General features: G+C 55.0%; 26 protein-coding genes. 17 read left to right on the top strand and 9 right to left on the bottom strand.

Annotated elements, in window-relative coordinates:
- The first annotated feature begins 19 nt into the window (after window positions 1-19).
- The 9 genes from SD961_RS11185 (at window position 20) to flhE (ending at window position 10,145) form a co-directional block, all read left to right on the top strand.
- The gene (locus SD961_RS11185) at window positions 20-1,699 is read left to right on the top strand and encodes a methyl-accepting chemotaxis protein (protein ID WP_318790439.1); all 1,680 of its coding nucleotides are present in this window, start codon (window positions 20-22) and stop codon (window positions 1,697-1,699) included.
- 45 nt (window positions 1,700-1,744) lie between these two features.
- Complete coding sequence (locus SD961_RS11180; RefSeq protein WP_318790438.1) at window positions 1,745-3,334, top strand: methyl-accepting chemotaxis protein; 1,590 nt, start codon at window positions 1,745-1,747, stop codon at window positions 3,332-3,334.
- A 44-nt stretch (window positions 3,335-3,378) separates the two neighbouring features.
- Window positions 3,379-4,251, top strand: coding sequence for a protein-glutamate O-methyltransferase CheR (cheR, locus tag SD961_RS11175; protein ID WP_318790437.1), 873 nt, complete (start codon window positions 3,379-3,381; stop codon window positions 4,249-4,251).
- The gene (locus SD961_RS11170; protein WP_318790436.1) at window positions 4,251-5,300 is read left to right on the top strand and encodes a chemotaxis response regulator protein-glutamate methylesterase; all 1,050 of its coding nucleotides are present in this window, start codon (window positions 4,251-4,253) and stop codon (window positions 5,298-5,300) included. Before cheR ends, SD961_RS11170 begins: the two co-directional genes overlap by 1 nt.
- Window positions 5,301-5,342: 42 nt before the next feature.
- Window positions 5,343-5,732: a chemotaxis response regulator CheY gene (cheY, locus tag SD961_RS11165; RefSeq protein WP_306206030.1), complete on the top strand. Its 390-nt coding sequence runs from the start codon at window positions 5,343-5,345 to the stop codon at window positions 5,730-5,732.
- 9 nt (window positions 5,733-5,741) lie between these two features.
- On the top strand, window positions 5,742-6,386 hold the full coding sequence (gene cheZ / locus SD961_RS11160; RefSeq protein ID WP_318790435.1) for a protein phosphatase CheZ: 645 nt from the start codon (window positions 5,742-5,744) through the stop codon (window positions 6,384-6,386).
- 149 nt (window positions 6,387-6,535) lie between these two features.
- Window positions 6,536-7,678: a flagellar biosynthesis protein FlhB gene (flhB, locus tag SD961_RS11155; protein WP_318790434.1), complete on the top strand. Its 1,143-nt coding sequence runs from the start codon at window positions 6,536-6,538 to the stop codon at window positions 7,676-7,678.
- Window positions 7,678-9,756 (top strand): flagellar biosynthesis protein FlhA, encoded by a 2,079-nt coding sequence (gene flhA, locus SD961_RS11150; RefSeq protein WP_318790433.1) that lies wholly within the window; start codon window positions 7,678-7,680, stop codon window positions 9,754-9,756. The genes flhB and flhA overlap by 1 nt, the downstream gene beginning before the upstream one ends.
- Window positions 9,756-10,145: a flagellar protein FlhE gene (gene flhE, locus SD961_RS11145; RefSeq protein WP_318790432.1), complete on the top strand. Its 390-nt coding sequence runs from the start codon at window positions 9,756-9,758 to the stop codon at window positions 10,143-10,145. Before flhA ends, flhE begins: the two co-directional genes overlap by 1 nt.
- A gap of 69 nt (window positions 10,146-10,214) precedes the next feature.
- Here the strand turns inward: flhE and argS are convergent, their stop codons facing one another.
- Both argS and SD961_RS11135 read right to left on the bottom strand, forming a co-directional pair.
- A complete protein-coding gene (argS, locus tag SD961_RS11140) occupies window positions 10,215-11,945 on the bottom strand; it encodes an arginine--tRNA ligase (protein WP_318790431.1) in 1,731 nt (576 codons plus the stop codon).
- 199 nt (window positions 11,946-12,144) lie between these two features.
- A complete protein-coding gene (locus SD961_RS11135) occupies window positions 12,145-12,279 on the bottom strand; it encodes a hypothetical protein (protein WP_318790430.1) in 135 nt (44 codons plus the stop codon).
- Window positions 12,280-12,583: 304 nt separating this feature from the next.
- Here SD961_RS11135 and SD961_RS11130 point away from each other — a divergent pair, with 304 nt between their 5' ends.
- A complete protein-coding gene (locus SD961_RS11130; protein WP_412916675.1) occupies window positions 12,584-13,150 on the top strand; it encodes a VOC family protein in 567 nt (188 codons plus the stop codon).
- Here SD961_RS11130 and SD961_RS11125 read toward each other — a convergent pair.
- Window positions 13,145-14,305 (bottom strand): PatB family C-S lyase, encoded by a 1,161-nt coding sequence (locus SD961_RS11125; protein WP_318790429.1) that lies wholly within the window; start codon window positions 14,303-14,305, stop codon window positions 13,145-13,147. The two genes, SD961_RS11130 and SD961_RS11125, sit on opposite strands and share 6 nt — an antisense overlap.
- 100 nt (window positions 14,306-14,405) lie before the next feature.
- On the opposite strand from SD961_RS11125, the gene cutC reads away from it, so the two are divergent.
- The gene (gene cutC / locus SD961_RS11120) at window positions 14,406-15,161 is read left to right on the top strand and encodes a copper homeostasis protein CutC (protein ID WP_318790428.1); all 756 of its coding nucleotides are present in this window, start codon (window positions 14,406-14,408) and stop codon (window positions 15,159-15,161) included.
- Between the two features lie 157 nt (window positions 15,162-15,318).
- Window positions 15,319-16,152 carry a hypothetical protein gene (locus tag SD961_RS11115; RefSeq protein WP_318790427.1) on the top strand — a complete coding sequence of 278 codons (834 nt, stop codon included), beginning with the start codon at window positions 15,319-15,321 and terminating at the stop codon, window positions 16,150-16,152.
- A 147-nt stretch (window positions 16,153-16,299) separates the two neighbouring features.
- On the opposite strand, the gene SD961_RS11110 is transcribed toward SD961_RS11115, so the two are convergent.
- Window positions 16,300-17,397 carry a glycerol dehydrogenase gene (locus tag SD961_RS11110; protein ID WP_318790426.1) on the bottom strand — a complete coding sequence of 366 codons (1,098 nt, stop codon included), beginning with the start codon at window positions 17,395-17,397 and terminating at the stop codon, window positions 16,300-16,302.
- 189 nt (window positions 17,398-17,586) lie between these two features.
- Between SD961_RS11110 and SD961_RS11105 the strand changes: the two genes are divergently transcribed.
- Together SD961_RS11105 and SD961_RS11100 are read left to right on the top strand one after the other, a co-directional pair.
- Window positions 17,587-18,210, top strand: coding sequence for a LysE family translocator (locus SD961_RS11105; RefSeq protein ID WP_318790425.1), 624 nt, complete (start codon window positions 17,587-17,589; stop codon window positions 18,208-18,210).
- A 218-nt stretch (window positions 18,211-18,428) separates the two neighbouring features.
- Window positions 18,429-18,665 (top strand): hypothetical protein, encoded by a 237-nt coding sequence (locus tag SD961_RS11100; protein ID WP_318790424.1) that lies wholly within the window; start codon window positions 18,429-18,431, stop codon window positions 18,663-18,665.
- Between the two features lie 334 nt (window positions 18,666-18,999).
- Here SD961_RS11100 and cmoB read toward each other — a convergent pair whose 3' ends face one another.
- From cmoB to SD961_RS11075, 5 genes are all read right to left on the bottom strand, one after another.
- Window positions 19,000-19,968 (bottom strand): tRNA 5-methoxyuridine(34)/uridine 5-oxyacetic acid(34) synthase CmoB, encoded by a 969-nt coding sequence (gene cmoB / locus SD961_RS11095; protein ID WP_318790492.1) that lies wholly within the window; start codon window positions 19,966-19,968, stop codon window positions 19,000-19,002.
- The gene (cmoA, locus tag SD961_RS11090) at window positions 19,965-20,705 is read right to left on the bottom strand and encodes a carboxy-S-adenosyl-L-methionine synthase CmoA (RefSeq protein ID WP_318790423.1); all 741 of its coding nucleotides are present in this window, start codon (window positions 20,703-20,705) and stop codon (window positions 19,965-19,967) included. The genes cmoB and cmoA overlap by 4 nt, the downstream gene beginning before the upstream one ends.
- Before the next feature lie 115 nt (window positions 20,706-20,820).
- Window positions 20,821-21,216 carry an MAPEG family protein gene (locus SD961_RS11085; RefSeq protein ID WP_318790422.1) on the bottom strand — a complete coding sequence of 132 codons (396 nt, stop codon included), beginning with the start codon at window positions 21,214-21,216 and terminating at the stop codon, window positions 20,821-20,823.
- A gap of 104 nt (window positions 21,217-21,320) precedes the next feature.
- Window positions 21,321-22,142: a DUF72 domain-containing protein gene (locus SD961_RS11080; protein WP_318790421.1), complete on the bottom strand. Its 822-nt coding sequence runs from the start codon at window positions 22,140-22,142 to the stop codon at window positions 21,321-21,323.
- A 90-nt stretch (window positions 22,143-22,232) separates the two neighbouring features.
- Window positions 22,233-22,796: a hydrolase gene (locus SD961_RS11075; RefSeq protein ID WP_318790420.1), complete on the bottom strand. Its 564-nt coding sequence runs from the start codon at window positions 22,794-22,796 to the stop codon at window positions 22,233-22,235.
- 256 nt (window positions 22,797-23,052) lie between these two features.
- On the opposite strand from SD961_RS11075, the gene aspS reads away from it, so the two are divergent.
- From aspS to SD961_RS11060, 3 genes are read left to right on the top strand one after another with little or no spacing between them, the layout of a single operon-like run.
- Window positions 23,053-24,843 (top strand): aspartate--tRNA ligase, encoded by a 1,791-nt coding sequence (gene aspS, locus SD961_RS11070; protein ID WP_318790419.1) that lies wholly within the window; start codon window positions 23,053-23,055, stop codon window positions 24,841-24,843.
- Window positions 24,843-25,277 (top strand): dihydroneopterin triphosphate diphosphatase, encoded by a 435-nt coding sequence (nudB, locus tag SD961_RS11065; protein ID WP_318790418.1) that lies wholly within the window; start codon window positions 24,843-24,845, stop codon window positions 25,275-25,277. Before aspS ends, nudB begins: the two co-directional genes overlap by 1 nt.
- A gap of 22 nt (window positions 25,278-25,299) precedes the next feature.
- Entirely contained in the window at window positions 25,300-26,043 is a 744-nt protein-coding gene (locus SD961_RS11060) for a YebC/PmpR family DNA-binding transcriptional regulator (protein WP_318790417.1), read from the top strand.
- Window positions 26,044-26,080 lie beyond the last annotated feature (37 nt).

Genomic DNA, 26,080 nt, shown 5'->3' with positions numbered 1-26,080 from the left:
TGTTCATTCAGAGGTAATCATGTTCAAGCGTATAAAGGTTGTTACGGGCCTCGTCAGCGTGCTGGTGCTGTTTGCACTGCTGCAACTGGGTACGGGCGGGTTGTTTTTCAGTACGGTCAAAAATGACAAAGACAATTTTGCCTTCAGCCAGCAGTTGCGCACGTTGCAGCAGGCGATGGGCACGTCCTGGGTTTCACTGGTGCAGGCACGTAATACGCTGAACCGTGCCGGGATACGTTATCTGCAGGATGCAAACCAGACGGGTGCGGGCGCCACAGTGGCAGAACTGATGACGCAGGCGCAGGAAGATCTCAGCACGGCTGATAAATCGCTGGCGGTGTTCAATGCTAATTTGTCAGAAAAAGGCAAATCGGCAGAAAACGTCAAGACGCTGCTGGCAAATTATCAACAGCTGCATGATGCGTTAGGTGAGCTGATAGTGGCGATGCAGGCCGGACGCTTTGCCGAATTTGTCGCCCAGCCGACGCAGAGTTATCAGGACCAGTTCGAAAAAACCTATAACGAGTGGCTGGAGACCAATAACCAGCTTACGGCTAACGGCGTCAAAGCTAACCAAACAGCATATCAGCAGACGCTGTGGCTGCTGCTGGCCGTGCTGCTAATCACCCTGACGGTTATTACGCTCGCATGGAGCGGTATCTACAAAATTCTGCTGAGTCCGTTAAAAAGCAATATCGATCATATCCGTCATATCGCCAGCGGCGATCTGACGCAGACTATTGAATCGCATGGCCGCAACGAGATGACGCAGCTTGCCGACAGCCTGCGTGATATGCAGCAGGCGCTGGTGCGCACGGTAAGCGATGTGCGTGATGGCTCTGACGCTATCTACACCGGTGCCAGCGAAATCTCCGCAGGGAATAACGATCTCTCATCCCGTACCGAACAGCAGGCTGCCTCGCTGGAGCAGACGGCGGCCAGCATGGAGCAGCTCACCGCTACGGTGAAGCAGAACGCCGAAAACGCCCGTCAGGCGTCCCAGCTGGCGCTGAGCGCCTCTGAGACAGCGCAAAAAGGGGGCAAGGTGGTGGATGGCGTGGTGAAAACCATGAATGAGATAGCCGGAAGTTCCAAAAAGATCGCCGATATTACCAGCGTGATCGACGGCATTGCTTTCCAGACTAATATCCTGGCGTTGAACGCCGCTGTTGAAGCCGCCCGTGCGGGTGAGCAGGGACGTGGCTTTGCGGTGGTGGCGGGCGAAGTGCGTAACCTTGCCCAGCGCAGTGCCCAGGCAGCGAAAGAAATTAAAGGACTGATTGAGGATTCCGTAGCCCGCGTGGATACCGGTTCCGTGCTGGTAGAGAGCGCCGGTGAAACCATGGCGGATATCGTCAGCGCGGTCACCCGCGTCACGGACATCATGGGCGAAATCGCCTCTGCGTCAGATGAGCAGAGCAAAGGCATTGACCAGGTTGGTACTGCGGTGACGGAGATGGACCGGGTAACGCAGCAGAACGCTTCGCTGGTGGAAGAGTCTGCTACCGCCGCTGCCGCGCTGGAACAACAGGCCAGCCGACTCACTCAGGCGGTCGCGGTGTTCAGAATTCGTAAAGAAAATGTCATCCAGGCCGTTAATAGCAGTAAGGCAAATAAAAACCCACTTTTGAAGCCGGCAGCAGCCTTACCGAAAGCGCTCGCCGCGACGACTTCAAATGACAATTGGGAAACGTTTTAGCACTTATTCGCCGCTCAGATTGGGCGGCCACACCCGGAGGTTTTGATGGCTAGTCGTATTCGTATCTCTACCGCAATCTTCTTTTTGCTGGGGCTGTTTTGTCTGATGCAAATTGTGGGCAGCGGTCTGTCGTTCAACTCGTTTCGTCTGGATGCGCGCAATTTAAGTGAAGTGGAAGTCAGCAGTAACCAGCGTGAAGCGCTGGGAGAAACCTGGGCTGCCTTACTGAGCGCGCGCGTTACGCTGAGCCGTGCGGGAACCCGGGCAGCGCTGAGCTTACCGCGCGATCAGGTCACAAGTTTGATGAGTAAGGCTCAGGAAGATCTGAATACTGCCGATAAAGCTTTTAAGCAATTTAATGCCATCCCGGTTGTTACTCCGAAAGGCAGCGAATTGAAGAAATCGATGACTGCTGTTTATAACGATTACGCGCATGAACTTTCGCAGCTGATCGCTTATCTGCAGAACTATCAGCTGCAGGATTTCCTGGATTCGCCAACGCAGGGCGTTCAGGACAAGTTTCAGGTGCAGTACAACCGCTGGATGAAGCATATCGATGTTCTGCGTGAGCATGCCAATCAGGCGGGTAAAGGTTTTTATAACCAGTCAAAAGTGATCTTTATCGTGGCGGTGCTGCTCTCGCTGTTGGTAACGCTCGTTGGCGTCTGGTGGGTTCGGAAGGCGGTGGTTGCGCCTCTGTCCAGGATGCGCGGTCATTTTGAACGCATCGCCTCTGGTAACCTGGGCGGCACAATTGACACCCAGGGACGCAACGAACTGAGCCAGTTATTTATTAGCTTACAGGCGATGCAGCACTCGCTGGCAGAAACGGTAAGCAGCGTGCGGGAAGGGACGAATGCGATGCAAACCGGCATTCGTGAGATCGCTTCGGGCAACAATGATTTGTCTTCCCGTACCGAGCAGCAGGCGGCGTCACTGGCAGAAACAGCAGCCAGCATGGAGCAGCTGACGGCGACGGTAACCGGTAACGCCGAGAACGCCCGTCAGGCTTCTCAGTTGGCGAAAGAGGCTTCCACTACCGCACACAAAGGCGGCACGCTGACCAGCAAAGTGGTTACCACCATGAGCGAGATTGCCAGCAGCTCGAAGAAAATTGGCGATATCACCGGCGTGATTGATGGCATTGCGTTTCAGACCAACATCCTGGCGCTGAATGCGGCGGTGGAAGCGGCCCGCGCGGGTGAGCAGGGCAGAGGATTTGCCGTGGTCGCAGGCGAAGTTCGCAACCTGGCGCAGCGCAGTGCGCAGGCGGCAAAAGAGATTAAAGCGCTGATTGAAGCCTCAGTTAACCGCGTTGATCAGGGAGCGGAGCTGGTGGCCTCGGCTGGCGAAACGATGGAAGAGATAGTGCAGTCCGTCACCCGCGTTAACGACATTATGGGTGAGATTGCTTCGGCATCGGACGAGCAGCGCAGGGGCATTGAGCAGGTCGCTCAGGCGGTCAGCCAGATGGATCAGGTGACACAACAGAACGCCGCGCTGGTAGAGGAAGCGGCAGCAGCCACAGAAGCCCTGGAAGCACAAGCTGAACACCTGACGAACGCAGTGACGAGATTTTCACTGGACGCGGGGGACGCGCTCACAGGCCAACAGATCGGCATACAGGGAATATAGCTCTGTTTTAACCCCTTAATCAGCACTTTGCAGGGTAGCCTTACATGAAAAAATCGACGTTGTTAGCACCGCAGGAGAATGCCACGCTGCTGTCCCAGATGGTTCAGCGCCTGCCGTTATCCGATACGCACTTTAAGCGTATCAGTCAGTTGATCTACCAGCGCGCTGGCATCGTTCTCGCCGATCATAAGCGAGAAATGGTTTATAACCGCCTGGTTCGTCGGTTGCGGATGTTAGGCATAGACGATTTTGGTCGTTACCTTGCGCTGCTGGAGAGCGATTCCAACAGCCCGGAGTGGCAGGCTTTTATTAACTCGCTGACCACCAACCTGACGGCGTTTTTCCGCGAGGCGCACCACTTCCCGATTCTGGCAGAACATGCCAAACGGCGCAGCGGCAGCTTTAACGTCTGGTGTGCGGCGGCGTCTACCGGCGAGGAGCCATACTCCATCGCCATGACGCTGAGCGAGACGCTGGGAGCAGGTCCGGGCAAGTTTCAGGTACATGCCAGTGATATTGACACGCAGGTGCTGGAGAAGGCGCTGGCCGGCGTTTATCGCCAGGAAGAGCTACGCACGCTCTCGCCTCAGCAGCTGCAAAAGTTCTTTTTCCGTGGCACTGGCCCGCATTCAGGCATGGTCAGAGTCCGGCCTGAGCTGGCGAACAGCATTACTTTTGCCCAGCTCAATCTGCTGGGCAATGAGTGGGCGCTGCCGGGACCGTTTGACGCCATATTTTGTCGTAATGTCATGATCTATTTCGATAAAGAGACGCAGGAAAAGATTTTAAGGCGCTTTGTCCCCATGCTGAAACCCGGTGGGATCCTGTTTGCCGGACATTCAGAGAACTTCAGCCAGATCAGTAAAGAGTTTTATCTGCGCGGTCAGACAGTCTACGGACTGACTAAGGAGAGATAATGGGAAAAATCAGAGTGTTATGCGTAGATGATTCTGCGTTGATGCGTCAGTTGATGACAGAAATCATAAACAGCCATGCGGATATGGAGATGGTGGCCTCGGCACCAGACCCGCTGGTGGCAAGGGATTTAATCAAAGAGTTTAATCCGGACGTGCTGACGCTGGATGTGGAAATGCCGCGTATGGACGGACTCGATTTCCTTGAAAAGCTGATGCGCCTGCGGCCTATGCCGGTGGTGATGGTCTCTTCCCTGACCGGTAAAGGCTCGGAAGTCACGCTTCGCGCGCTGGAGCTGGGCGCGGTGGATTTTGTCACTAAACCTTCGCTGGGCATCCGTGAAGGAATGCTGGCTTACAGCCAGATGATAGCGGACAAAGTTCGCGCCGCCTCCCGAGCCAAACTGCATCTGCGCGGGCCACAGAGCGCGCCGGTGATGCTGAAAGCGGGGCCGCTGCTGAGCAGTGAAAAGCTGATAGCTATAGGCGCTTCGACCGGGGGTACGGAAGCGATCAGACATGTGCTGCAACCTTTACCCGCCACCAGCCCGGCGCTGCTGATTACGCAGCATATGCCGCCAGGTTTTACCCGTTCTTTTGCCGAGCGGCTGAACAAGCTCTGCCAGATCACGGTGAAAGAGGCGGAAGATGGCGAGCGTATTCTGCCCGGCCACGCCTACATTGCGCCAGGCGCCATGCATCTGGAGCTGGTAAGAAGCGGCGCCAACTATCAGGTCAAGCTGAATAAAGGACCGCCGGTCAACCGCCATAAACCGTCGGTGGACGTGCTGTTTAAATCGGTGGCTCAGCACGCAGGACGAAACGCCGTTGGCGTCATTCTGACCGGCATGGGTAACGACGGTGCCGCAGGTCTGCTGGCCATGAACAAAGCGGGTGCCTGGACGATTGCCCAGAACGAAGCCAGTTGTGTCGTATTTGGCATGCCACGAGAGGCAATAGCCCTCGGGGGAGCCAGTGAAGTGGTGGATCTTCACCAAATCAGTCAGCACATGCTGACCAAAATTAGCGCCGGACAGGCATTACGTATTTAACGCAGCGCCCGTCCAGCGGGCTACAAAATAACGGGAGTGAGTATGGTTGATAAAAATATGCGGTTTCTGGTGGTCGACGACTTCAATACGATGCGTCGTATCGTCCGTAACCTCCTGAAAGAACTCGGCTTCAACAACGTTGATGAAGCGGAAGATGGCGTGGATGCTCTGAACAAACTGCGAGCTGGCGGCTTTGATTTCGTGGTGTCTGACTGGAATATGCCCAACATGGACGGTCTGGAACTGCTGAAGACCATTCGTGCGGATGCGGCGATGAGCAAGTTACCGGTGCTGATGGTCACGGCGGAAGCCAAGAAAGAGAACATTATTGCGGCTGCTCAGGCTGGTGCCAGCGGCTATGTCGTTAAACCTTTTACTGCAGCGACCCTTGAAGAGAAGTTAGGCAAGATCTTCGAAAAGCTGGGTATGTAAGGAGCCGAGATGAGCACACTTCCGACACCAAATGTTGATGCGGCTTCCGCCAACGACATAATCTCCCGAATTGGTTCGCTGACGCGGATGCTGCGCGACAGCCTGCGTGAATTGGGACTGGATCAAGCTATTGCTGACGCGGCGGAAGCGATTCCTGATGCCCGCGACCGCCTGGATTACGTAGTGCAAATGACCGCTCAGGCGGCAGAACGTGCGCTGAACTGCGTGGAGGCTTCACAGCCACGTCAGACGCTGATGGAAGATGGCGCGAAAGCGCTGAAAGGTCGTTGGGATGCGTGGTTTGAAAATCCTGTTGAACTGGCAGATGCCCGCTCTCTGGTTTCGGATACCCGTGGTTATCTGGACTCCGTGCCTGAACACACCGCTTTCACCAACGCGCAGCTGATGGAAATCATGATGGCGCAGGATTTCCAGGATCTGACCGGTCAGGTTATCAAGCGCATGATGGATGTGATCCAGGAGATTGAGCGCCAGCTGTTAATGGTGCTGCTGGATAACATTCCAGATCAGGCTTCCCGTCCGAAGAAGGATGTGGACAGTTTGCTGAATGGTCCCCAGATCAACGGTGCTGCGCCTGGCGTGGTAGCGAATCAGGATCAGGTGGACGATCTGCTGGACAGCCTCGGGTTTTAAGCTTGTCTTGACAGGAGCTGGCGCCCGCCAGCTCCTGCTATTTTTACTATCCCGCAAATAACCCCCTTTTTACGCGTTTACTCGCGGCATTATCCCTGCGCCAATTTGGCATGCTGGCACCTGAAATTCCGTATCGAGGAAAGGCTGCCGTGGCCGGAGACAGTGAAGAGGAAAAGACCGAATCCGCAACCCCCCACCGAATAGAAAAAGCACGAGAAGAGGGACAGATACCGCGTTCGCGCGAGCTGACTTCCGTGCTGATGCTGGTGGCGGGGCTCTCTATTTTGTGGATGACCGGAGCCTCTATGGCGCGAAAAATCGGTGCGCTGCTGGCAGACGGGCTTAAATTCAATCACTCCGTGGTCAGCGATACCAGCCAGATGTTTCATCTGCTGGGAAATCTTGTGACTCAGGGCGTGTTTGCGCTGATCCCGATGATGGGCGGTCTGGTACTGGTCGCGATCGCCGCGCCGATGCTGCTGGGCGGCATCGTTTTCAGCAAGGCGCTTAAGTTCGATCTGGGAAAGATGAACCCGATAAAAGGGTTAGGGCGGCTGTTTTCCGCTCAGTCCGCCGCTGAATTACTGAAGTCCGTATTGAAAGCGATTCTGGTGGGCTGCGTGACCTGGCTTTATATCAGCAGCCACTGGCCGGATATGCTGCGGCTGATCAGCGAAAACCCCTACAGCGCACTGGCAAACGCGCTGAATATGATTGCGATGTGCAGCATCCTGATCGTGCTGGGGCTGTCGCCGATGGTGGGCTTTGACGTGTTCTGGCAGCTCTACAGCTACTTCAAGGGGCTGCGTATGACTCGTCAGGATATCCGCGATGAGTACAAGCAGCAGGAAGGTGACCCGCACGTTAAAGGGCGCATACGGCAGCAAATGCGTGCCGCAGCCCGCAGACGCATGATGGCCGATGTGCCGAAAGCGGATGTTATCGTCACCAACCCGACGCACTACTCAGTCGCCTTACAGTATGACGAACGCAAGATGAGCGCCCCGAAAGTGGTGGCGAAAGGGGCAGGGGAAATTGCCCTGCGCATTCGTGAATTGGGGAAAGAGCACCGTATTCCTGTTTTAGAAGCACCGCCGCTGGCGCGTGCGTTGTACCGACACAGTGAGATTGGCCAGCATATTCCGGGAACGTTATATGCGGCCGTAGCAGAAGTGTTAGCCTGGGTATGGCAACTCCGTCGCTGGAAGCTGGAGGGTGGCCTGGCCCCGAAAAAACCTGACAATTTACCGGTGCCGGAAGCACTGGACTTTGCCACAAGAGAAGATGACTGATGGCGAATCTGGCCGCTTTATTACGGTTACCGAATGTTAAAGATACCCAATGGCAGGTAATGGCCGGACCGGTATTGATTCTGATGATCCTCTCGATGATGGTGCTGCCGCTGCCGCCTTTCATCCTGGATCTGCTGTTCACCTTTAATATCGCGCTGTCGATCATGGTGCTTCTGGTGGCGATGTTCACGCAGAAGACGCTGGAGTTCGCTGCCTTCCCGACCATTCTTCTCTTTTCAACGCTGTTGCGCCTGGCGCTGAACGTCGCTTCCACCCGTATCATTCTGATGGAAGGCCATACCGGAGCGTCTGCCGCAGGTCAGGTGGTTGAAGCGTTTGGTCACTTCCTGGTAGGCGGTAACTTCGCCATCGGTATCGTGGTGTTTATCATCCTCGTTATCATCAACTTCATGGTGATTACCAAAGGTGCGGGCCGTATCGCCGAAGTGGGCGCGCGCTTTGTGCTGGACGGGATGCCCGGTAAGCAGATGGCTATCGATGCCGACCTGAATGCCGGTTTGATTGGGGAAGATGAAGCGAAGCAGCGCCGCTCTGACGTGACGCAGGAAGCAGACTTCTACGGATCGATGGACGGTGCGAGTAAGTTTGTCCGTGGGGATGCCATCGCCGGGATCATGATCATGGTGATCAACGTGGTGGGCGGCCTGCTGGTCGGCGTTATCCAGCACGGGATGGATGTGGGTCACGCTGCCGAAAGCTATACGCTGCTGACCATTGGCGATGGTCTGGTGGCGCAGATCCCTGCTCTGGTTATCTCAACCGCCGCCGGTGTGATCGTGACCCGCGTGGGCACCGATCAGGATGTAGGCGAACAGATGGTCACCCAGCTGTTCAAAAATCCGCGCGTGATGATGCTGAGTGCCGGCGTACTGGGCCTGCTGGGCCTGGTGCCGGGCATGCCAAACCTGGTATTCCTGATGTTTACCGCGGCGCTGCTTGGGCTGGCCTGGTATCTTCGCGGCAAGGAAAGTAAGCCTAAAGCTGAACCTAAGGTGCAGCCGAAACAGATTGAAACCGCCTCTAACACCGAAGCTTCCTGGACCGACGTCCAGCTGGAAGATTCGCTGGGGATGGAAGTGGGTTACCGCCTGATCCCGATGGTTGACCATCAGCAGGATGGTGAACTGTTGGGACGTATCCGCAGCATCCGTAAAAAATTCGCACAGGAGATGGGCTTCCTGCCGCCGGTTGTGCATATTCGCGACAATATGGATCTGCCGCCTGCACGCTACCGTATTCTGATGAAAGGGGTGGAGATTGGCAGCGGGGATGCCTACCCAGGCCGCTGGATGGCGATAAATCCCGGCACGGCAGCAGGCAGCCTGCCGGGTGAAGCGACCGTTGATCCCGCCTTTGGCCTTGCCGCAACCTGGATTGACAGCGCGCTGAAAGAACAGGCGCAGATCCAGGGCTTTACCGTGGTGGAAGCGAGTACCGTGGTAGCAACGCATATGAACCATCTGATTGGTCAGTATGCCAGCGAGCTGTTTGGCCGCCAGGAAGCGCAGCAGCTGCTGGACCGCGTCACGCAGGAGATGCCGAAGCTGACGGAAGATTTAATTCCCGGCGTGATCACCCTGACTACGCTGCATAAAGTGTTGCAGAACCTGCTGGCTGAACGCGTTTCTATTCGTGATATGCGCACCATTATCGAGACGCTGGCGGAACACGCTGCCGTGCAGAGCGATCCGCACGAGCTGACCTCCGTGGTGCGCGTCGCGCTGGGCCGCGCCATTACGCAACAGTGGTTCCCTGGGAATGGCGAGGTGCAGGTTATTGGTTTAGATACCACGCTGGAACGTCTGCTGCTGCAGGCTCTGCAGGGCGGTGGTGGACTGGAGCCAGGGCTGGCTGACCGCCTGATGGCGCAGGCGCAGGGCGCGCTGGATCATCAGGAGTCGCTGGGTGCGCCGCCAGTACTGCTGGTTAACCATCCGCTGCGTGCCTTGCTGGCTCGCTTCCTGCGCCGCAATATGCCGCAGATGATGGTGATCTCCAACCTGGAGTTGACCGATAATCGTCAGATCCGCATGACCTCTACCATTGGCGGCCATTGATGAAACAACTGTTGTGTCTGCTGACATTTCTGCCGGGTCTTGCTTGCGCCAGCGGCGCCTGGCAGGCCAGTTCACCGGGGCCGGGGTTGCAGAACCGCGGCATGCAGGCCTCATCGCCGGCGTTGACGGCCAGAGAACCTGTTAACGGGGCGATCACCGAGGTTTCCTGGCGTTATGTGCTGACCGGGCCTGCGCCCTCTGGCCTGGTCGTCCATCTCTGTGCGGAAAAGCGCTGCGTCCCGCTCGACGGTGCCAGTGGGACAACGCGTGGGTTAAGTAACCTGACAGCTTATCAGGGGCTTTACTTTGTTTATGGTGTTCAGGGTAAGGGCAGGCTGCACAGGGATTTGCGGGTGCTGAGTAATCAGGTCATGGTGAATTACCATTAGATGCCGGGCCGCTCTGAAACGCAAAAAGGGGACGAATCGCTTCGTCCCCTTTTTTGATCTGCAGGAAAATTACATTCTCTCTACGGTCTCGATTCCCAGCGTATCCAGCCCCTGCTTCAGGGTTCTGGCGGTTAACAGCGCCAGCTTCAGACGGCTCTGCTTTGTCGTTTCGTCACTGGCCGTCAGGATTGGACAGTGCTCATAGAAGCCAGAGAAGAGACCGGCCAGCTCATAGAGGTAAGCGCACATCACATGTGGCGTACCGTCACGGGCGACCTGAGTGATCGTCTCTTCAAACTGCAGCAGCCGAACCGCTAGCGCCGCTTCACGATCTTCAGTGATCTGCACCTTGCCCGTAACGCCGGACTCATCAATCCCCGCTTTACGGAACACCGACAGCACACGGGTATAGGCATACTGCATATAGGGCGCGGTATTGCCTTCAAAGGCCAGCATGTTGTCCCAGTCGAAGATGTAATCTGTGGTGCGACTCTTGGAAAGGTCAGCATATTTCACCGCGCCGATGCCGACGGTGTTGGCCAGCGCTTTCAGCTCCTCTGCTGGCATATCCGGATTTTTCTCCGCCACCAGCTTAGTGGCGCGCTCCACCGCTTCATCCAGCAGATCGGAGAGCTTAATGGTGCCGCCAGCACGGGTTTTAAACGGCTTGCCATCTTTTCCGAGCATCATGCCAAACGCATGGTGCTCCAGCGGCACGGACTCCGGCACATAGCCAGCTTTACGCACGATAGTCCAGGCCTGCATCAGATGCTGGTGCTGGCGCGAATCGATGTAATAAAGCACGCGGTCGGCATGCAGCGTCTCGTAACGGTATTTGGCACAGGCAATATCCGTTGTGGTGTAGAGGTAGCCGCCATCCTTTTTACGGATGATGACGCCCATCGGGTCGCCATCTTTGTTTTTATACTCGTTAAGAAACACCACCGTGGCGCCTTCACTCTCTACCGCCAGACCTTTGGCTTTCAGGTCATCGACAATGCCCGGCAGCATGGCGTTGTAAAGACTTTCGCCCATCACGTCTTTACGGGTCAGCGTGACGTTCATGCGGTCATAAATCAGCTGATTCTGCGTCATGGTGATATCCACCAGCTTCTTCCACATGGCACGGCAATATTCATCGCCTCCCTGAAGTTTTACTACGTAGCCGCGCGCGCGCTCGGCAAACTCAGGGTCTTCGTCATAGGTGCGCTTTGCTTCGCGATAGAAGTTTTCCAGATCGGAGAGCGCGATCTCTTCATGATGCTCATTCTGCTGCTTTTCCAGGAAGGCGATCAGCATACCGAACTGGGTTCCCCAGTCGCCGACGTGGTTTGCGCGAATAATATTGTGGCCGAGGAACTCCAGCGTGCGCACGGCGGCATCACCGATGATGGTAGAGCGCACATGCCCGACATGCATCTCTTTCGCCACGTTGGGTGCAGAGTAATCAATGACGATAGTTTGCGGCGTGACGGGCGCAACACCCAGACGAGGCGCAGCCGCTACCTGGTCAACCTGAGCAGAGAGCCAGGCTTTATCCAGAAACAGATTAATGAAACCAGGGCCGGCGATCTCGATTTTGCTGGCTATGCCGGTTAACGCCAGGTGCTTCAGAACCTCTTCTGCCAGTTGTCGGGGCGCCATACCGAGCTGTTTGGCTACGGCCATGATGCCGTTCGCCTGGTAATCACCAAACTGAATCCTGGCAGACTGCCGCACCTGCGGTTCGCAATCGGCCGGAGCGCCAGCCGCGATCATCGCCTGACTGACTTTTTCTGAGAGAAGCGCCTGAATATTCACAAGTTACCTTATATGCTAAAAAAGCCTGCCTTTATGCAGACCGTCACCCTGAGCGAGGCCAGCCAACAAGGTTTGTTGTACACTGGTACCGCTAAAAAAGAAGGGGAAAAGTATACTGCATTTCAGGCAGAGTTATCCAGGAACCTGAGAACGTCTGGCGAGGGCGGCGGGAAACGGGCTCTGTTTCCCGCCAGAGTTTTTAACGGCGACGGGCTGCACGATGGGGGCGATGGGGACTCGCAACGGTAGTTTTATCGTTAAGTACCTTCCAGTGGCGGACCAGCGCAAACCCCATCATTGCAATCAGCACTGCAACTAAAATTAACATAAGCATTTTGCTTTTCCTTGATGTGAGGGTCAGAACAAATCTATAAGGATGCAGAATAACCTACAACGGGTCGTACGGGATTTAAGAATAGTCGCATTGTATAAATTTAACTAAACTAAAACAAAAAGTTAAAGGGCACTTTCTAAATATTAGCGTGGCTCTGAACCAGCTTAAACTGGAAATTTGATTTAAATATCGTCTTAAAAGAGCAGGTTCTTAATGAATTGTGGCGTAATCATCAGTTACGCTGGTCCGGTAATCGGGCATGGCAGAAAATGAATGTTAAGAAAAACTACAGTAAGGTAAGCAAATGACGCTGTTTGCAGGCAAGAATGCAGAAGAATTAAACGATCTGGCTAATGATTTACCCCGTTTTTTACACTCTCTTTACGATTTAGCGGATCGCCTGGGGCTGGTGCTGACGCAGTTGGAGGTCGATCATATTGCGGTGCGTTGTCATCAGAACACCACCGCAGAGCGCTGGAAAACCGGCTTTTTGCAGCATGGCGTCCTGCTTTCTGAAAAAGAGATCAATGGCCGTCCTGTGTGCCTTTTTGAACTGGAGTCGCCGTTAAGCGTGGGGCCGTGGGAGATAAGCGTAGTTGAACTACCCTGGCCAGGTAACCGCCTCTATCTCCACGAAGGTTGGGAACATATAGAAGTGGTTTTACGGGGAGATGTGGAGCAATTAGGCAGCCGGGCGCTGGCGCTTTGCTCGGACAGCGGGCTGACTCAGCAGGGTATCTCCATCAAAAGCAGTGCCCCAAAGGGCGCAGGGGAGCGGCTTCCTAATCCTACCCTGGCCATCACCGATGGCATCGTGACGATCAAGTTCCATCCCTGGAGCCTGAAAGAGATTGTCGGCAGCGAACTATAGGGTGTTCTGGCGAGGGAGCGCTTTTATAGCGTTCTCCATCCGTTTTAAAGCTTCCTCCACCAGCGCGCGTGGACAACCAAAATTGAAGCGGATAAAACCGTCATCGCCAAAGTCACGCCCTGGCGAGAAACCCAGTCCATGCCGTTCAAAGAACTGCGCCGGGCTGGCGACCTTAAGCTGGCTGGCATCAATCCACGCGAGATAGGTAGCCTCTGGCGCAACCAGCGACAGGCCGGGCATCGCATTGACGCGGCGGGTGATAAGGTCACGGTTTTCACGCAGGTAAGCCAGTTTTTCCTCCAGCCACGGCTGGCCGTCCCGCCAGGCTGCCGTGGCGGCGACATAGGCCAGAATATCAACGTCAGGTACGATCCCCCGGCGCTGTTGGGTAAAGCGTTTGCGCAGTTCAGGATTGGGAATAATCGCCAGAGAAGCGCCCAGACCGGCAATATTAAACGTTTTAGAAGGCGACATCAGGGTCACTGAGCGTTGCGCGGCGTCCTCGCTCAGGCTGGCAAAAGGAATATGCCTGACACCAGGCTCCAGCAGCAGATCGCAGTGGATCTCATCGGAGCAGACAATCAAATTATGCCGTTTAGCAAAGCGCAGCTGTGCTTCAAGCTCATCCCGACGATAGACCGTTCCACCCGGATTGTGCGGGTTACACAGCATCAACAGCTTTTCGTTTCCACTCATTTGTGGCTCAAGCGCCGCGAGATCCATCACCCAGCGATTTTCCTCTAACCGCATCTGCGCATTCAGCTGCGTGCGTTCAGCGAGTGCGGATGCGGAACGGAAAGGGGGATAAATGGGCGTTGGGGCAAGGGTACCCTGATGCGTTTCAGTAAATGCGCGCACGGCCAGGTTCAGTCCGCTGACGATGCCGGGTAAAAATACCAGCCAGTCAGGTTGAACCGCCCACTGATACCGTTCAGCAAGACGGGCAATAATCACTTCCGTTAACTCTGCCGGGGGCTTTCCGTAGCCAAAAACCCCATGCTCCACACGCTGCTTAAGTGCATCAATAATACAGTCCGGTGAACGAAAATCTGTGTCAGCTACCCAGAGTGGCAGGATGTCCTGATCACCATATTTCTGCCATTTCAGGCTATCGCTGTGACGGCGATCGATCCGTTCATTAAAATTGCATGCCATGTTAGTGATTCCCGTTAATATTAAATTCAGGTTCTGGACTCAGACTAAACATCCGGAAAGATTTACACAACCAGCCAGCAGTCATTAACAGGAGGATGGGATGCTAAAACTGGAAGTATGCTGCTATGGAGTCGATTGTGCACTGGCTGCCGAGAAAGCAGGAGCGGATCGGGTAGAGTTATGTGCTGCCCCTGCCGAAGGCGGGTTAACCCCCTCAGCGGGTAGCCTGAAACAGGCCCGCGCGGCTCTTACCTTGCCCGTTCATCCTATTGTTCGTCCACGCGGTGGCGACTTTTGCTTCACGAACAGTGAATTTAATGAGATAAAATCAGATATCGCCCTGATCCGGGAACTCGGATTTCCCGGCGTGGTGGTGGGCGTACTGGATGTGGATGGTCATATTGATCTGCCGAGAATGAAGCAGATCATGCCACTGTGTGAAGGAATGGCGGTAACCTTTCACCGCGCTTTCGATCTTTGCCACAGTCCATTAATGGCGCTGCAACAGCTGACCGACCTGGGCGTGGCGAGGATCCTCACCTCTGGTCAGCAGCAAAGCGCAGAAAGCGGATTAGCGCTGCTTAAGGAACTAAACCGGATGACCCGGGGTCCTATCATTATGGCTGGGGCTGGCGTGCGCCTCAGCAATTTGCAAAAGTTTATTGATGCTGGCTTGAGTGAAGTTCACAGCTCAGCCAGCCAGCGGGTTGCCTCACCCATGCGTTATCGCAAAGCCGGTGTCTCTATGAGTTCCGTAGCAGAAACCGATGAGTTCAGCCGCACCTGCGTGGATACCGATATGGTTGAAGCGATGAAGGTGGCGCTGTCGCTCAGTTCGCCGGTGAGAGTCGCCTGACGCCGTTTTTGCCGCGCAGCACGCCAGTAAAAGACGTGATGTTTGCAAGTACCAGGCCCCATCATTTTGGTGGGGCTTTTTTTCATCTTATTCTGCCGCAAGGCAGCAATTCCTCGTACACTTACCTTAATTCCTTTTCTCTTTGACGAGATTGTTCATGAAAATCATCATGCTGGCTGCAGGGAGTTTTGCATTTTGGGCGCTACAAACGGGCCATGCCAGCGCGGCGGAATGCCCGGCACAGGCTCAGCAGATTAATGACAGCAACAGCCTGGTGCTGCTGGGCGGCACAGCAAAGGGAAAAATCAAACAGGTGGTGGTGGGGGAGTTTGGCAAAGATGTGAACCAGCAGAAGCGCATTCTTGGACAGTTTGATCGTTGCGGTGCACTGCTCAGGGCTGACATCAGCTATGACAAAAACGAAGGTAATATGATGCTGAGGATGGTGCAGAGCGTCGCCAGGGTGACCACCGGCTGGCAGGCAGTGTATGACATGTCGGTGTTTGTGATCAAAGAAGGGCAGCCTGTTGAAGTAAACCGCAAGCAGGGAACTATTGATTATCTCATCAGTAAAAAGGGCATCATCACCAGTTCAACCGACGCTTTTTTACTAAAGGGCGAAAAAGGCTTTACCGAAACCACCAACAGTTTTGATTCCCGCCTGCGGCTGGTGAAAAGCGTGGCGCGCGGATCGGATGTACAGGCTAACGGCGAATATCGCTATCAGTGGAACAGTAAGGATCAGCTGCTGACCTCCAGCTCTGCTAACAGCAAAATGAGCTGGACCTATGATAAGCAGAATCGCGAGCAGCGTTTACTGACCGTTACCCATTCCGACAACAGTGACCTGACCTCGGTTGATGAATGCCAGCTGTGGGACGATCAGGGAAATTGCACGCTAAGCTACTCAAAGGAGACAGAGGTTTTCACCAAAGGTGAGATCAATCGCCATATCAGCGCCGCCTACAAGTTTGAGTACTGGGAGCGTTAACAGGCGCTAACCGTTTTGAGCAGGGGTGAAATTACGTTACCGGATCTCAGCAGCAGCTGAGAACAAGGGCGAACGGATCTGACTCACTGACAGTAAAAGGGACAGCCTGATCTTCCGGCTGCCCCTGGTTTTAAGGCCTCAGCTAAATCATTTCACCGTCTGGCTGAAGGCATCTACGGCCAGAATAGCGCTGGCGATATCCTCCGCGCTGAGGTTAGGGTTCAGGTTTTTCAACGTGTCTCCTTCGCTGTTCGCCAGCGCACCCACTTTGACCAGGTTTTCCCAGCTTTCATTTTCCAGATGCAGCTCTTGTAAGGTGGTCGGCATCTTGATGGAGCGGTAAAAACGAATATAGCGGGCGATCTCATCATCAGGGCGCTGCTCCAGCACCATCTGAGTCAGCGTGCCGTAGGCAACTTTCTCGCCGTGCGTCAGATGGTGGATATCGCCATCAATCGCCGTGAAGCCGTTATGAATGGCGTGCGCAGCGGCCAGCCCTGCGTTTTCAAATCCCAGCCCTGATAACAGCGTATTCGCTTCCACCACTGCTTCAACGGCTGGCGTGACAATTTTTTTCTCAACAGCCTGATAAGCGCTGAAGCCGTAAGTAAGCAGCGTTTTTTCGCAGGCTTCAGCGATGGCCATTCCGGCAATGGTCGGGTCGCCATTGACCATCGATTTACTGTGCGAGCGTTTCACCGCCTGCGCTTCCACAAAGGTCGCCAGGCCATCGGCAATGCCGGAAGCGAACAGACGTACCGGTGCGCGGGCGCAAACCTGAGTATCTACCAGCACCAGATCGGGGTTTTTGCTGTAGAAGCGATAGGTTTCAAATACGCCGGTATCGGAATAGATCACCGAAAGGGCGCTACAAGGCGCATCGGTTGAAGCGATGGTAGGCACAATCACTACCGGCTGTTTTAGCTCGTCGGCGACAGCTTTAACAGTATCCAGCGTTTTACCGCCACCCAGGCCAATCACCAGACTGGCGCCGCCCTCTCTGGCTAAACCGGCGAGGCGGGTAATTTCGTTGCTGGAGGCTTCACCGTTGAACTGCTGGTAATGGAACGTAATATTTTTCTGCTTCAGCGAGGCCTCAACATCTTTACCAATCAGCCCCCAGACAATTTCATCAGCCACAACAAAGGCGTTGTTACCCAGTTCTGCCACATACTCGCCTAGCTGGGCCATCACACCTGCACCCTGGACATATTTACGTGGTGACGAGAAGACAAACTTACTCATATGGGACTCCTTTCAGTTAAATGAAACAGATGACGTACTTCATTAAGAGTGGACCCTAAAACCAGAAAAGGTTTGTTTAAATACGAGATTTTGTAAAAAAGGCGCCAGTATTCAGATCGCAGGGCGAAGCACGGATTGAATATCTTCACAATGCCGTTAGAATGTGAATTTCATGTTACGGAGTCACCTGTGAACACTTCATTAATCACTTTTCTTTGCGCCATCATCGTGTTAACGCTCACTCCGGGATTCGATACAGCGTTAATTCTGCGTACTTCCGCCGCGCATGGTTGGAAAAAAGCATTAATGACTGAAATGGGTATTAATGCGGGTTGCCTTGCATGGGGGGCCGCGGTAGGGCTGGGGCTGGGCGCACTGCTACTGACTTCTGAAGTGGCTTATAACATTATCAAACTGGCAGGGGCAGCTTATCTGCTGTGGCTGGGCGTTGGATTGTTGATTAAACCACGTAGTCACTTTGAGGATAAGGTCAATGTTGGTCAGGAGAGAACCACCTATGCCCGCATGTTTATGCGGGGATTCATGGGGAATTTATTGAATCCAAAAGTGGGCGTGTTTTATGTTTCTTTCCTGCCGCAGTTTATTCCTGCGGGCAGCTCGGTTGCACTTTGGAGCGTGGGACTGGCGTTTATTCACGTAATCGTAGGAACGCTGTGGAGCGGCATATTAATCGTCTCCACCCGCTATTTTGCCGAACAGCTACGCCGTCCAGCGGTGATGAAAGTCATGGATCGTTTGACTGGCTGCGTATTTATCGGCTTCGCAGCAAAGCTGGCGTTTGCACGCCGCTAAAATAAGTTCAAAGGTAGTGAGTGGTATAGGGATTTTGCAGCCTGGTCAGGGAGACCGTGTCGCCTGCGGAGTTGGTGGCCTGGTCAGGGAGAGCCAGGCTTCAATACTGAACATAAGGAAAGGGCAAGTTGCCTGAGGGTGCAGTACTCCGGTCAGGGAGAGCGGGCTGAACACAAAGACGCCGTGAACCCATACGTGGGGGCTGCGAAGCGGCGTCCATGCCGCTTAGCCTTTGCTTATCAGCCCGTTCTCCCTTCCCGTTAGCTTCGGCGTTGCCTGTTAATATTAAGCTCCCTGCCAAAGCCAAAGCCAAAGCCAAAGCCAAAGCCAAAGCCAAAGCCAAAGCCAAAGCCAAAGCCAAAGCCAAAGCCAAAGCCTACTATTACACTTGGTTTTTGACTTGTATGACCACTAAACATACTGACAAAGCTGAACCTGATGGGGTGGCACCATAGAGCACGTTAGCCGAGTGTATGCCGCATCCAAGTCTCCAGGGATGGATTCACGACGTCTCGGATAACGTGCTCTATGGTGACGCCTTGCCACCGCATCCGGTTTTGACCTTCGTGCTACGTGGTGACGCCTGCCACCGCACCCGGTTTTGACCTTCGTGCTACGTGGTGACGCCTGCCACCGCACCCGGTTTTGACCTTCGTGCTACGTGGTGACGCCTTGCCACCGCACCCGGTTTTGACCTTCGTGCTACGTGGTGACGCCTGTCACCGCACCCGGTTTTGACCTTCGAGCTACGTGGTGACGCCTGCCACCCGCCCAGGTTTTGATCCTGAATTACGGCTTACGCGCGACCAGCACCGCCCGCAGTGGAGCAGGATAGCCTTCAACGGTTTTGCCTGGGTCGTTGGGATCAAGGAACTCTGCCAGCGACTCGCTGGTCATCCAATCGGTACGGCGCTGCTCTTCCGTGCTGGTAATGGAGTAATCTGCGATGCGAACATCTTCAAACCCACACTTCTCCAGCCAGCTCTTTAGCGCACCGGTGGAAGGAATAAAATAGACGTTCCGCATCTGCGCATAGCGCTCACCTGGCACCAGCACTTCACGCTCGCCACCCTCAATCACCAGCGTCTCCAGCACCAACTCCCCGCCGCTGACCAGCTGATTTTTCAACTGCAACAAGTGGTCGAGCGGAGAGCGACGATGGTACAACACGCCCATCGAGAAGACGGTATCGAAGGCTTTCAGCTCGGGCAACTGCTCAATGCCGAGCGGCAGAAGGTGAGCACGCTGATCGTTACCCAGCAATTTCCGCACCGCCTCGAACTGGCAGAGGAAAAGCTGCATCGGGTCGATACCAACCACCAGATGCGCTCCGGCACCAATCATCCGCCACATGTGATAACCGCTGCCGCAGCCTACATCCAGCACCGTCCTGCCTGCCAGCGGAGAAATGTGCGGTAAAACCCGCTCCCATTTCCAGTCTGAACGCCATTCGGTATCGATGTTAACGCCATAAAGCGAATAGGGGCCTTTGCGCCACGGCATCAGATTGCGCAACAGCTTTTCAATGCCGCCACGCTGACGATCGGTCAGATTGGTGGCATCGGCGGTGACGCTGTGCAATAAATCCAGCGATTCAGGCGTTAGCGCGGGAAGATACTCTACCGCCCGGTCCCAGTTTTTAAAGTGACCATGAAGCTGCTCGCGCTGCCAGGTCGCTATCTGCGCGGGCAGCGTCTCAAGCCAGTGGGAAAGGGGGCTTTTTGCAATCAACTGGTAAAAATTACCGAAATCCATCAGAGCGAACCTGCTTTCAGGGCTATCAGTGAGCCAAAATTAAAACACTGGAACCACAGCTCAGCATGCTCAAAACCTGCCGTGCGCAGACGCGCCTTGTGCGTCTCCACGCTGTCAGTCAACATCACGTTCTCCAGCATGCTGCGCTTCTGGCTGATCTCTAACTCGCTGTAGCCGTTTGCCCGCTTGAAATCGTGGTGCATGTTAAACAGCAGTTCTCCCACGTCAGCATCGGCAAAACTGAATTTCTCAGAGAGCACCAGCGCGCCGCCCGGCAGCAATCCCTGCCAGATGGTGTTCAGTAACTGCTGACGCTCTTCCGGTTCGAGAAATTGCAGCGTGAAATTCAGGACCACCATTGAAGCATTTTCAATCGTGATATTGCGAATATCAGCCTCTATCACCTCAACTGGCGTATCGGCACGGAAGGCATCAATGTGGCGACGGCAACGCTCAACCATAGCTGGGGAGTTATCCACGGAGATGATCTTACAGCCGCCAACTTTAATATTGCGACGAACGGAGAGCGTGGCGGCCCCTAATGAACAGCCAAGGTCATAAACCTGGGTGTTGGGCTGCACAAAACGTTCTGCCAGCATGCCAATCATCGAAATGATATTGGAATAACCCGGCACGGAGCGCTGGATCATATCGGGGAAAACTTCAGCAACGCGCTCGTCAAACGTCCAGTCACCCAGTTTGGCAATTGGCGCGGAGAACAACGTATCGCGGTTAGACATAGTGGTAAGTCCGGAAGAAAACGGAAAGGCGGTATTTTGGCAGAAAGCGGCGCAGGCTGCACCCTTTCTGCCAGAGTTGCTGAACGGGCGAGCGAAAAAGCCTCCCGGCCAGCGATCAGTGCAGAGTCAAAACCAGATCCCAGGGCAGATAGATCAGATTAAAGATAATCATTCCCAGCAGCGAAAGCAGCGTGATGATCATACCGTTTTTGCGCCATAACAGCGTGCTGGTTCGCATACCATAGAAATGCAGGGCACGACCCAGGAAGAAAAAAAGCCCGACCAGATGCAGCATCCAGATATCCGCACCGTTCATCTCCATCACCACCAGCAGCAACGCCGCCAGCGGAATATATTCTATCGCATTGCCGTGAATGCGGATGGCCATTTGCAGCTCATAAAATCCGCCATCCCCGTGAGACACGCGATAGAGGCGACGCAGGCGAACGACATCAAGAGAAAACTTAATGATAAACAGGGCTCCAAGCACAACATACAGGGCGCTGACCATCCCAACTCCATTAGTACCGTAATTCCAGGGCGCCATCATAACGAGCAAACAGCTGACTGTCAGTGCGTTAGCCCTACAGATAAAGAATATTCTCAGGTCCACCCTTAAAAAAGGGTCTCCTGCTGCGGCCAGTCTGGCGCCTCACCCACCTGCGGCACAGCCTGTTGCAGGGCGCTCCACAGATGCTGTACCAGACCAGGCGCAAAGGCGATATCGGGAGTGTGAATAAACAGCCAGGGCTGGCCCTGTTCACACCACTGCGGCAGCTTGGTCAGCCAGGCCTGAAACCATTTCAGATTGGCATCGGGATCGTCACCGCCGATAAACCGGATCATTGGCTGATCGGCCGTCATCACGGCATGCACGGGCAAATGCGGTTTTTTTCGCTGCGCTTCAATAATCGCTTCATTACTGGGCGTGGCGGAATGCACGCCACGGACATCCAGGATTACCCGGTTCACGCCGCGCTGATGCAGACCACGATTCAGCGCCTGCTCCGCTTCCCCTTTGGTAAAGAAATCGCGATGGCGGACTTCGACCCCATAGCTGAACTCACGGGGTAAACCGTCGAGAAACGCCCAAAGTGCGGGTAAATCCGCCGGACCGAAGGTATGCGGAAGCTGAAGCCAGTACTGCCCCAGACGGTCTGCCAGCGGGGCCAGCAGAGTGAAAAATTCAGCCGTGAGATCGCCGCAGTTGCGCAGCGCGGAGTGATGGCTGATGGTGGCGGGAAATTTAAAGCAGAAACGAAAATCGTCATGTGTCATATCGCGCCAGCGTTGCACAATTTCCGGCCGCGGAAGCGCATAAAGCGTGGTGTTGCCTTCAACGCAGTTGAAGTGCTGCGCATAGTCAGCAAGCGTGGTCATGCCCAGTTTTTTCCACTGAGGATGCTGCCACTGCGGTAAGCCAAGATAAAAAGGCATCCAGCGTTTCCTGTTCAGTTCACTGGTCTGAAAGGTAGCAAATTGCGGGGGGAGTGCAACCCGGCTGGGGAACCGCCGGGCTGAAATGACTTACAGGGCGGAGATAACCTCAGCAGACTGGCGAACACGACCCAGACGCGGGAAAATGTGCTTAAAGCTGCCGTTATGCTCTTCGGTGCTACCCGCGCTGCAGATATCTTCCACTACCACCAGATTGAAGCCCAGTTCCCAGGCGTTACGCGCTGTAGATTCCACGCCAATATTGGTGGAGATGCCGCCCAGAACGATGGTATCAATGCCGCGACGACGCAGCTGTAATTCCAGGTCTGTGCCATAAAAAGCGCCCCACTGGTGCTTGGTCACTTCGATATCGCTCTCTTTCTTGCCCAGCGCTTGCGGGTATACCCACCAGTTTTCAGGTAAGGGGCCGCTGTGGCTGGCATCCACTTCCTGCTTAGGCGCATCGCCAAAATCTTTTGCCCAGCCTACACGCACCAGCACCACAGGCGCCTTCACGGCGCGAAACTTCTCGGCCAGCAGTGCGGCGCGTTCCACCACATCAGAGGCTGTATTCGGGCCGCCAGCAAAAGGCAAAATCCCCTCCTGCAGATCAATTAATACCAACGCCGTTTTGGCAGCATTTAATTCCAACATACTCTCTCCGGTGAAAAGGGGGAAAATGTGATATTACGGAGGACGAAGTGCGACAACAATCCAGGATTGGGGTGAAATTTGTTAACTTTTGTGAGAAGTGGGCGAATTGTGAGGAAATTTGCCGCTAAACCAGGCGCCAGATGCGGTTACAACACTTATCGCGCCGGGCTTTTTCCATTATAATGGCCGCCTTTTTTCGCGGCAGCATACAGAAAGATCGTGCTGCGCGTGACGGCGAAGTTTAAAGGATATCGTTATGCGTACTGAGTATTGCGGACAGATCAACCTGTCTCACGTAGGCCAACAAGTGACACTGTGTGGTTGGGTCAACCGCCGCCGCGACCTGGGCAGCCTGATCTTTATTGATATGCGTGACCGTGAAGGTATCGTGCAGGTCTTTTTCGATCCGGACCGTCAGGATGCCTTTAAGCTGGCCTCTGAACTGCGTAACGAATTTTGCATTCAGCTCACCGGCACCGTGCGTGCGCGTGACGACAAAAATAAAAACAGCGAGATGGCCACCGGTGAAGTCGAAATCTTCGCCACCGATTTGACCATTATCAACCGCTCCGAGCCACTGCCGCTGGACTCCAACCAGGTCAACAGCGAAGAAGCGCGTCTGAAATACCGCTATCTCGACCTGCGTCGTCCCGATATGGCGCAGCGCCTGAAAACGCGCGCCAGGATCACCAGCCTGGTCCGCCGCTTTATGGACGATAATGGCTTCCTGGACATTGAAACGCCGATGCTGACCAAAGCCACGCCGGAAGGGGCGCGTGACTACCTGGTGCCAAGCCGCGTGCACAAAGGCAAATTCTATGCGCTGCCGCAGTCTCCACAGCTGTTTAAACAGCTGCTGATGATGTCCGGTTTCGATCGTTACTATCAGATCGTTAAGTGCTTCCGTGACGAAGACCTGCGAGCGGATCGTCAGCCTGAATTTACCCAGATCGACGTGGAAACCTCCTTTATGACCGCGCCTCAGGTGCGTGAAATCATGGAGAAGCTGGCGCGCCAGCTGTGGCAGGAGGTGAAAGGCGTTGATCTCGGCGACTTCCCGACCATGACCTTTGCAGAGGCGATGCGCCGTTACGGCTCTGATAAACCAGACCTGCGTAACCCGATGGAGCTGGTGGACGTTGCGGACCTGCTTAAGGACGTGGAGTTCAAGGTCTTCTCTGGTCCCGCCAACGATGCCAAAGGCCGCGTTGCCGCGCTGCGCGTGCCGGGCGGCGCTCAGCTTAGCCGTAAACAGATTGATGAGTACGGCAAATTCGTTGAGATTTACGGCGCCAAAGGGCTGGCGTGGATGAAGGTCAACGAGCGTGCGAAAGGTCTGGAAGGCGTGACCAGTCCGGTTGCCAAATTCCTGACGGCAGAGATTGTGGAAGCGATCCTGACCCGCACCAATGCCGCCGATGGCGACAGCATTTTCTTCGGCGCGGACAGTGCCAAAGTGGTAGCGGATGCGCTGGGTGCGCTGCGCCTGAAGCTGGGCCGGGATCTGGATATCACTAACGGCAACGCGTGGGCGCCGCTGTGGGTGGTGGACTTCCCGATGTTTGAAGAGGATGGTGAAGGCGGCCTGACCGCTATGCACCACCCATTCACCGCACCAAAAGATATGACGCCAGAGGAGCTGAAATCTGCGCCGGAAACGGCGATTGCCAACGCTTACGATATGGTGATCAACGGTTACGAAGTGGGCGGCGGCTCCGTGCGTATTCACAATGGTCAGATGCAGCAGACAGTGTTTGGCATTCTGGGCATCACCGAACAGGAGCAACGTGAGAAGTTCGGCTTCCTGCTGGATGCGCTGAAGTTTGGCACGCCTCCGCACGCGGGCCTTGCCTTTGGCCTGGATCGTCTGGTGATGCTGCTGACCGGCACCGATAACATTCGTGATGTTATCGCGTTCCCGAAAACCACCGCGGCTGCCTGCCTGATGACCGAAGCGCCAAACTTTGCAAACCCTGCTTCACTGAGCGAGTTGGGCATAGAGGTCATGCAGAAGTACCGGGCCGACGCGCAGTCTGAGAGCGAGTAATGGCTTTCAAGCATCCCGTCTCGGTGCTGGTGGTGATTCACGCCCGCGATACCGGGCGGGTGCTGATGCTCCAGCGTCGGGACGATCCCAGCTTCTGGCAGTCGGTCACCGGCAGCCAGGAGCCTGGCGAAACGCTGGCAGAGACCGCAGTGCGGGAGGTCCGCGAAGAGCTGGGAATTGACGTCAACGCCAGGCAGCTCACAGTAGTGGACTGCCAGCGTCAGATACAATTCGAGATCTTTGCCCACTTCCGCCATCGCTATGCGCCGGACGTCACGCACAACAGCGAGCACTGGTTCAGCCTGACGCTGCCCTCGGAGTGGGAGATGACGCTTAGCGAGCATCTTGCACTGCAGTGGCTGCCGCCGGCTGACGCGGCCAGGCTCACCAAGTCCTGGAGTAATCGCCAGGCAATTGAAGAATTTGTTATTTAGTCTTTTCTGGAGAATTGAATTTATGGCAGGCCACAGTAAATGGGCTAACACCAAACACCGTAAAGCGGCACAGGATGCCAAACGCGGTAAGATCTTCACCAAAATTATTCGCGAGCTGGTCACAGCAGCCAAGCTGGGCGGCGGCGATGCGGCTTCCAACCCTCGTCTGCGTGCGGCAATGGATAAAGCGCTCTCTAACAATATGACGCGCGACACCATGAACCGTGCGATTGCACGTGGCGTGGGCGGTGATGATGACAGCAACATGGAAACCATCATCTATGAAGGCTACGGCCCGGGCGGTACGGCTGTAATGGTGGAGTGCCTGAGTGATAACCGTAACCGTACCGTCTCTGAAGTGCGTCATGCTTTCACCAAAACCGGCGGTAATCTGGGTACCGATGGCTCGGTAGCCTACCTGTTTACCCGTAAAGGCGTGGTGACTTTCGCGCCAGGCCTGAACGAGGATGAGGTGATGGACGCGGCGCTGGAAGCCGGGGCAGATGATGTCGTGACTTACGACGACGGCACCATTGACGTTTTCACTGCCTGGGAATCTCTGGGTCAGGTGAAGGATGCGCTGGAAGCGGCTGGCCTGAAGGCGGAATCTGCTGAAGTCACCATGATCCCTTCCACCAAAGCTGATATGGATGAAGAGACCGCGCCTAAGCTGCTGCGTCTGATCGATATGCTGGAAGATTGCGATGACGTGCAGGAAGTCTACCATAACGGTGAGATCTCCGACGAGGTGGCGGCAACCCTGTAATGGCGTTGTCTCCTCAACATCTGCTGGCCGGTGAGGC

The organism is Erwinia sp. MMLR14_017, assembly GCF_033657285.1.
Lineage (GTDB): Bacteria > Pseudomonadota > Gammaproteobacteria > Enterobacterales > Enterobacteriaceae > Erwinia.
Note: the sequence above shows the minus strand (reverse complement) of the source record. Positions and strands in the feature narration are given on the sequence as shown.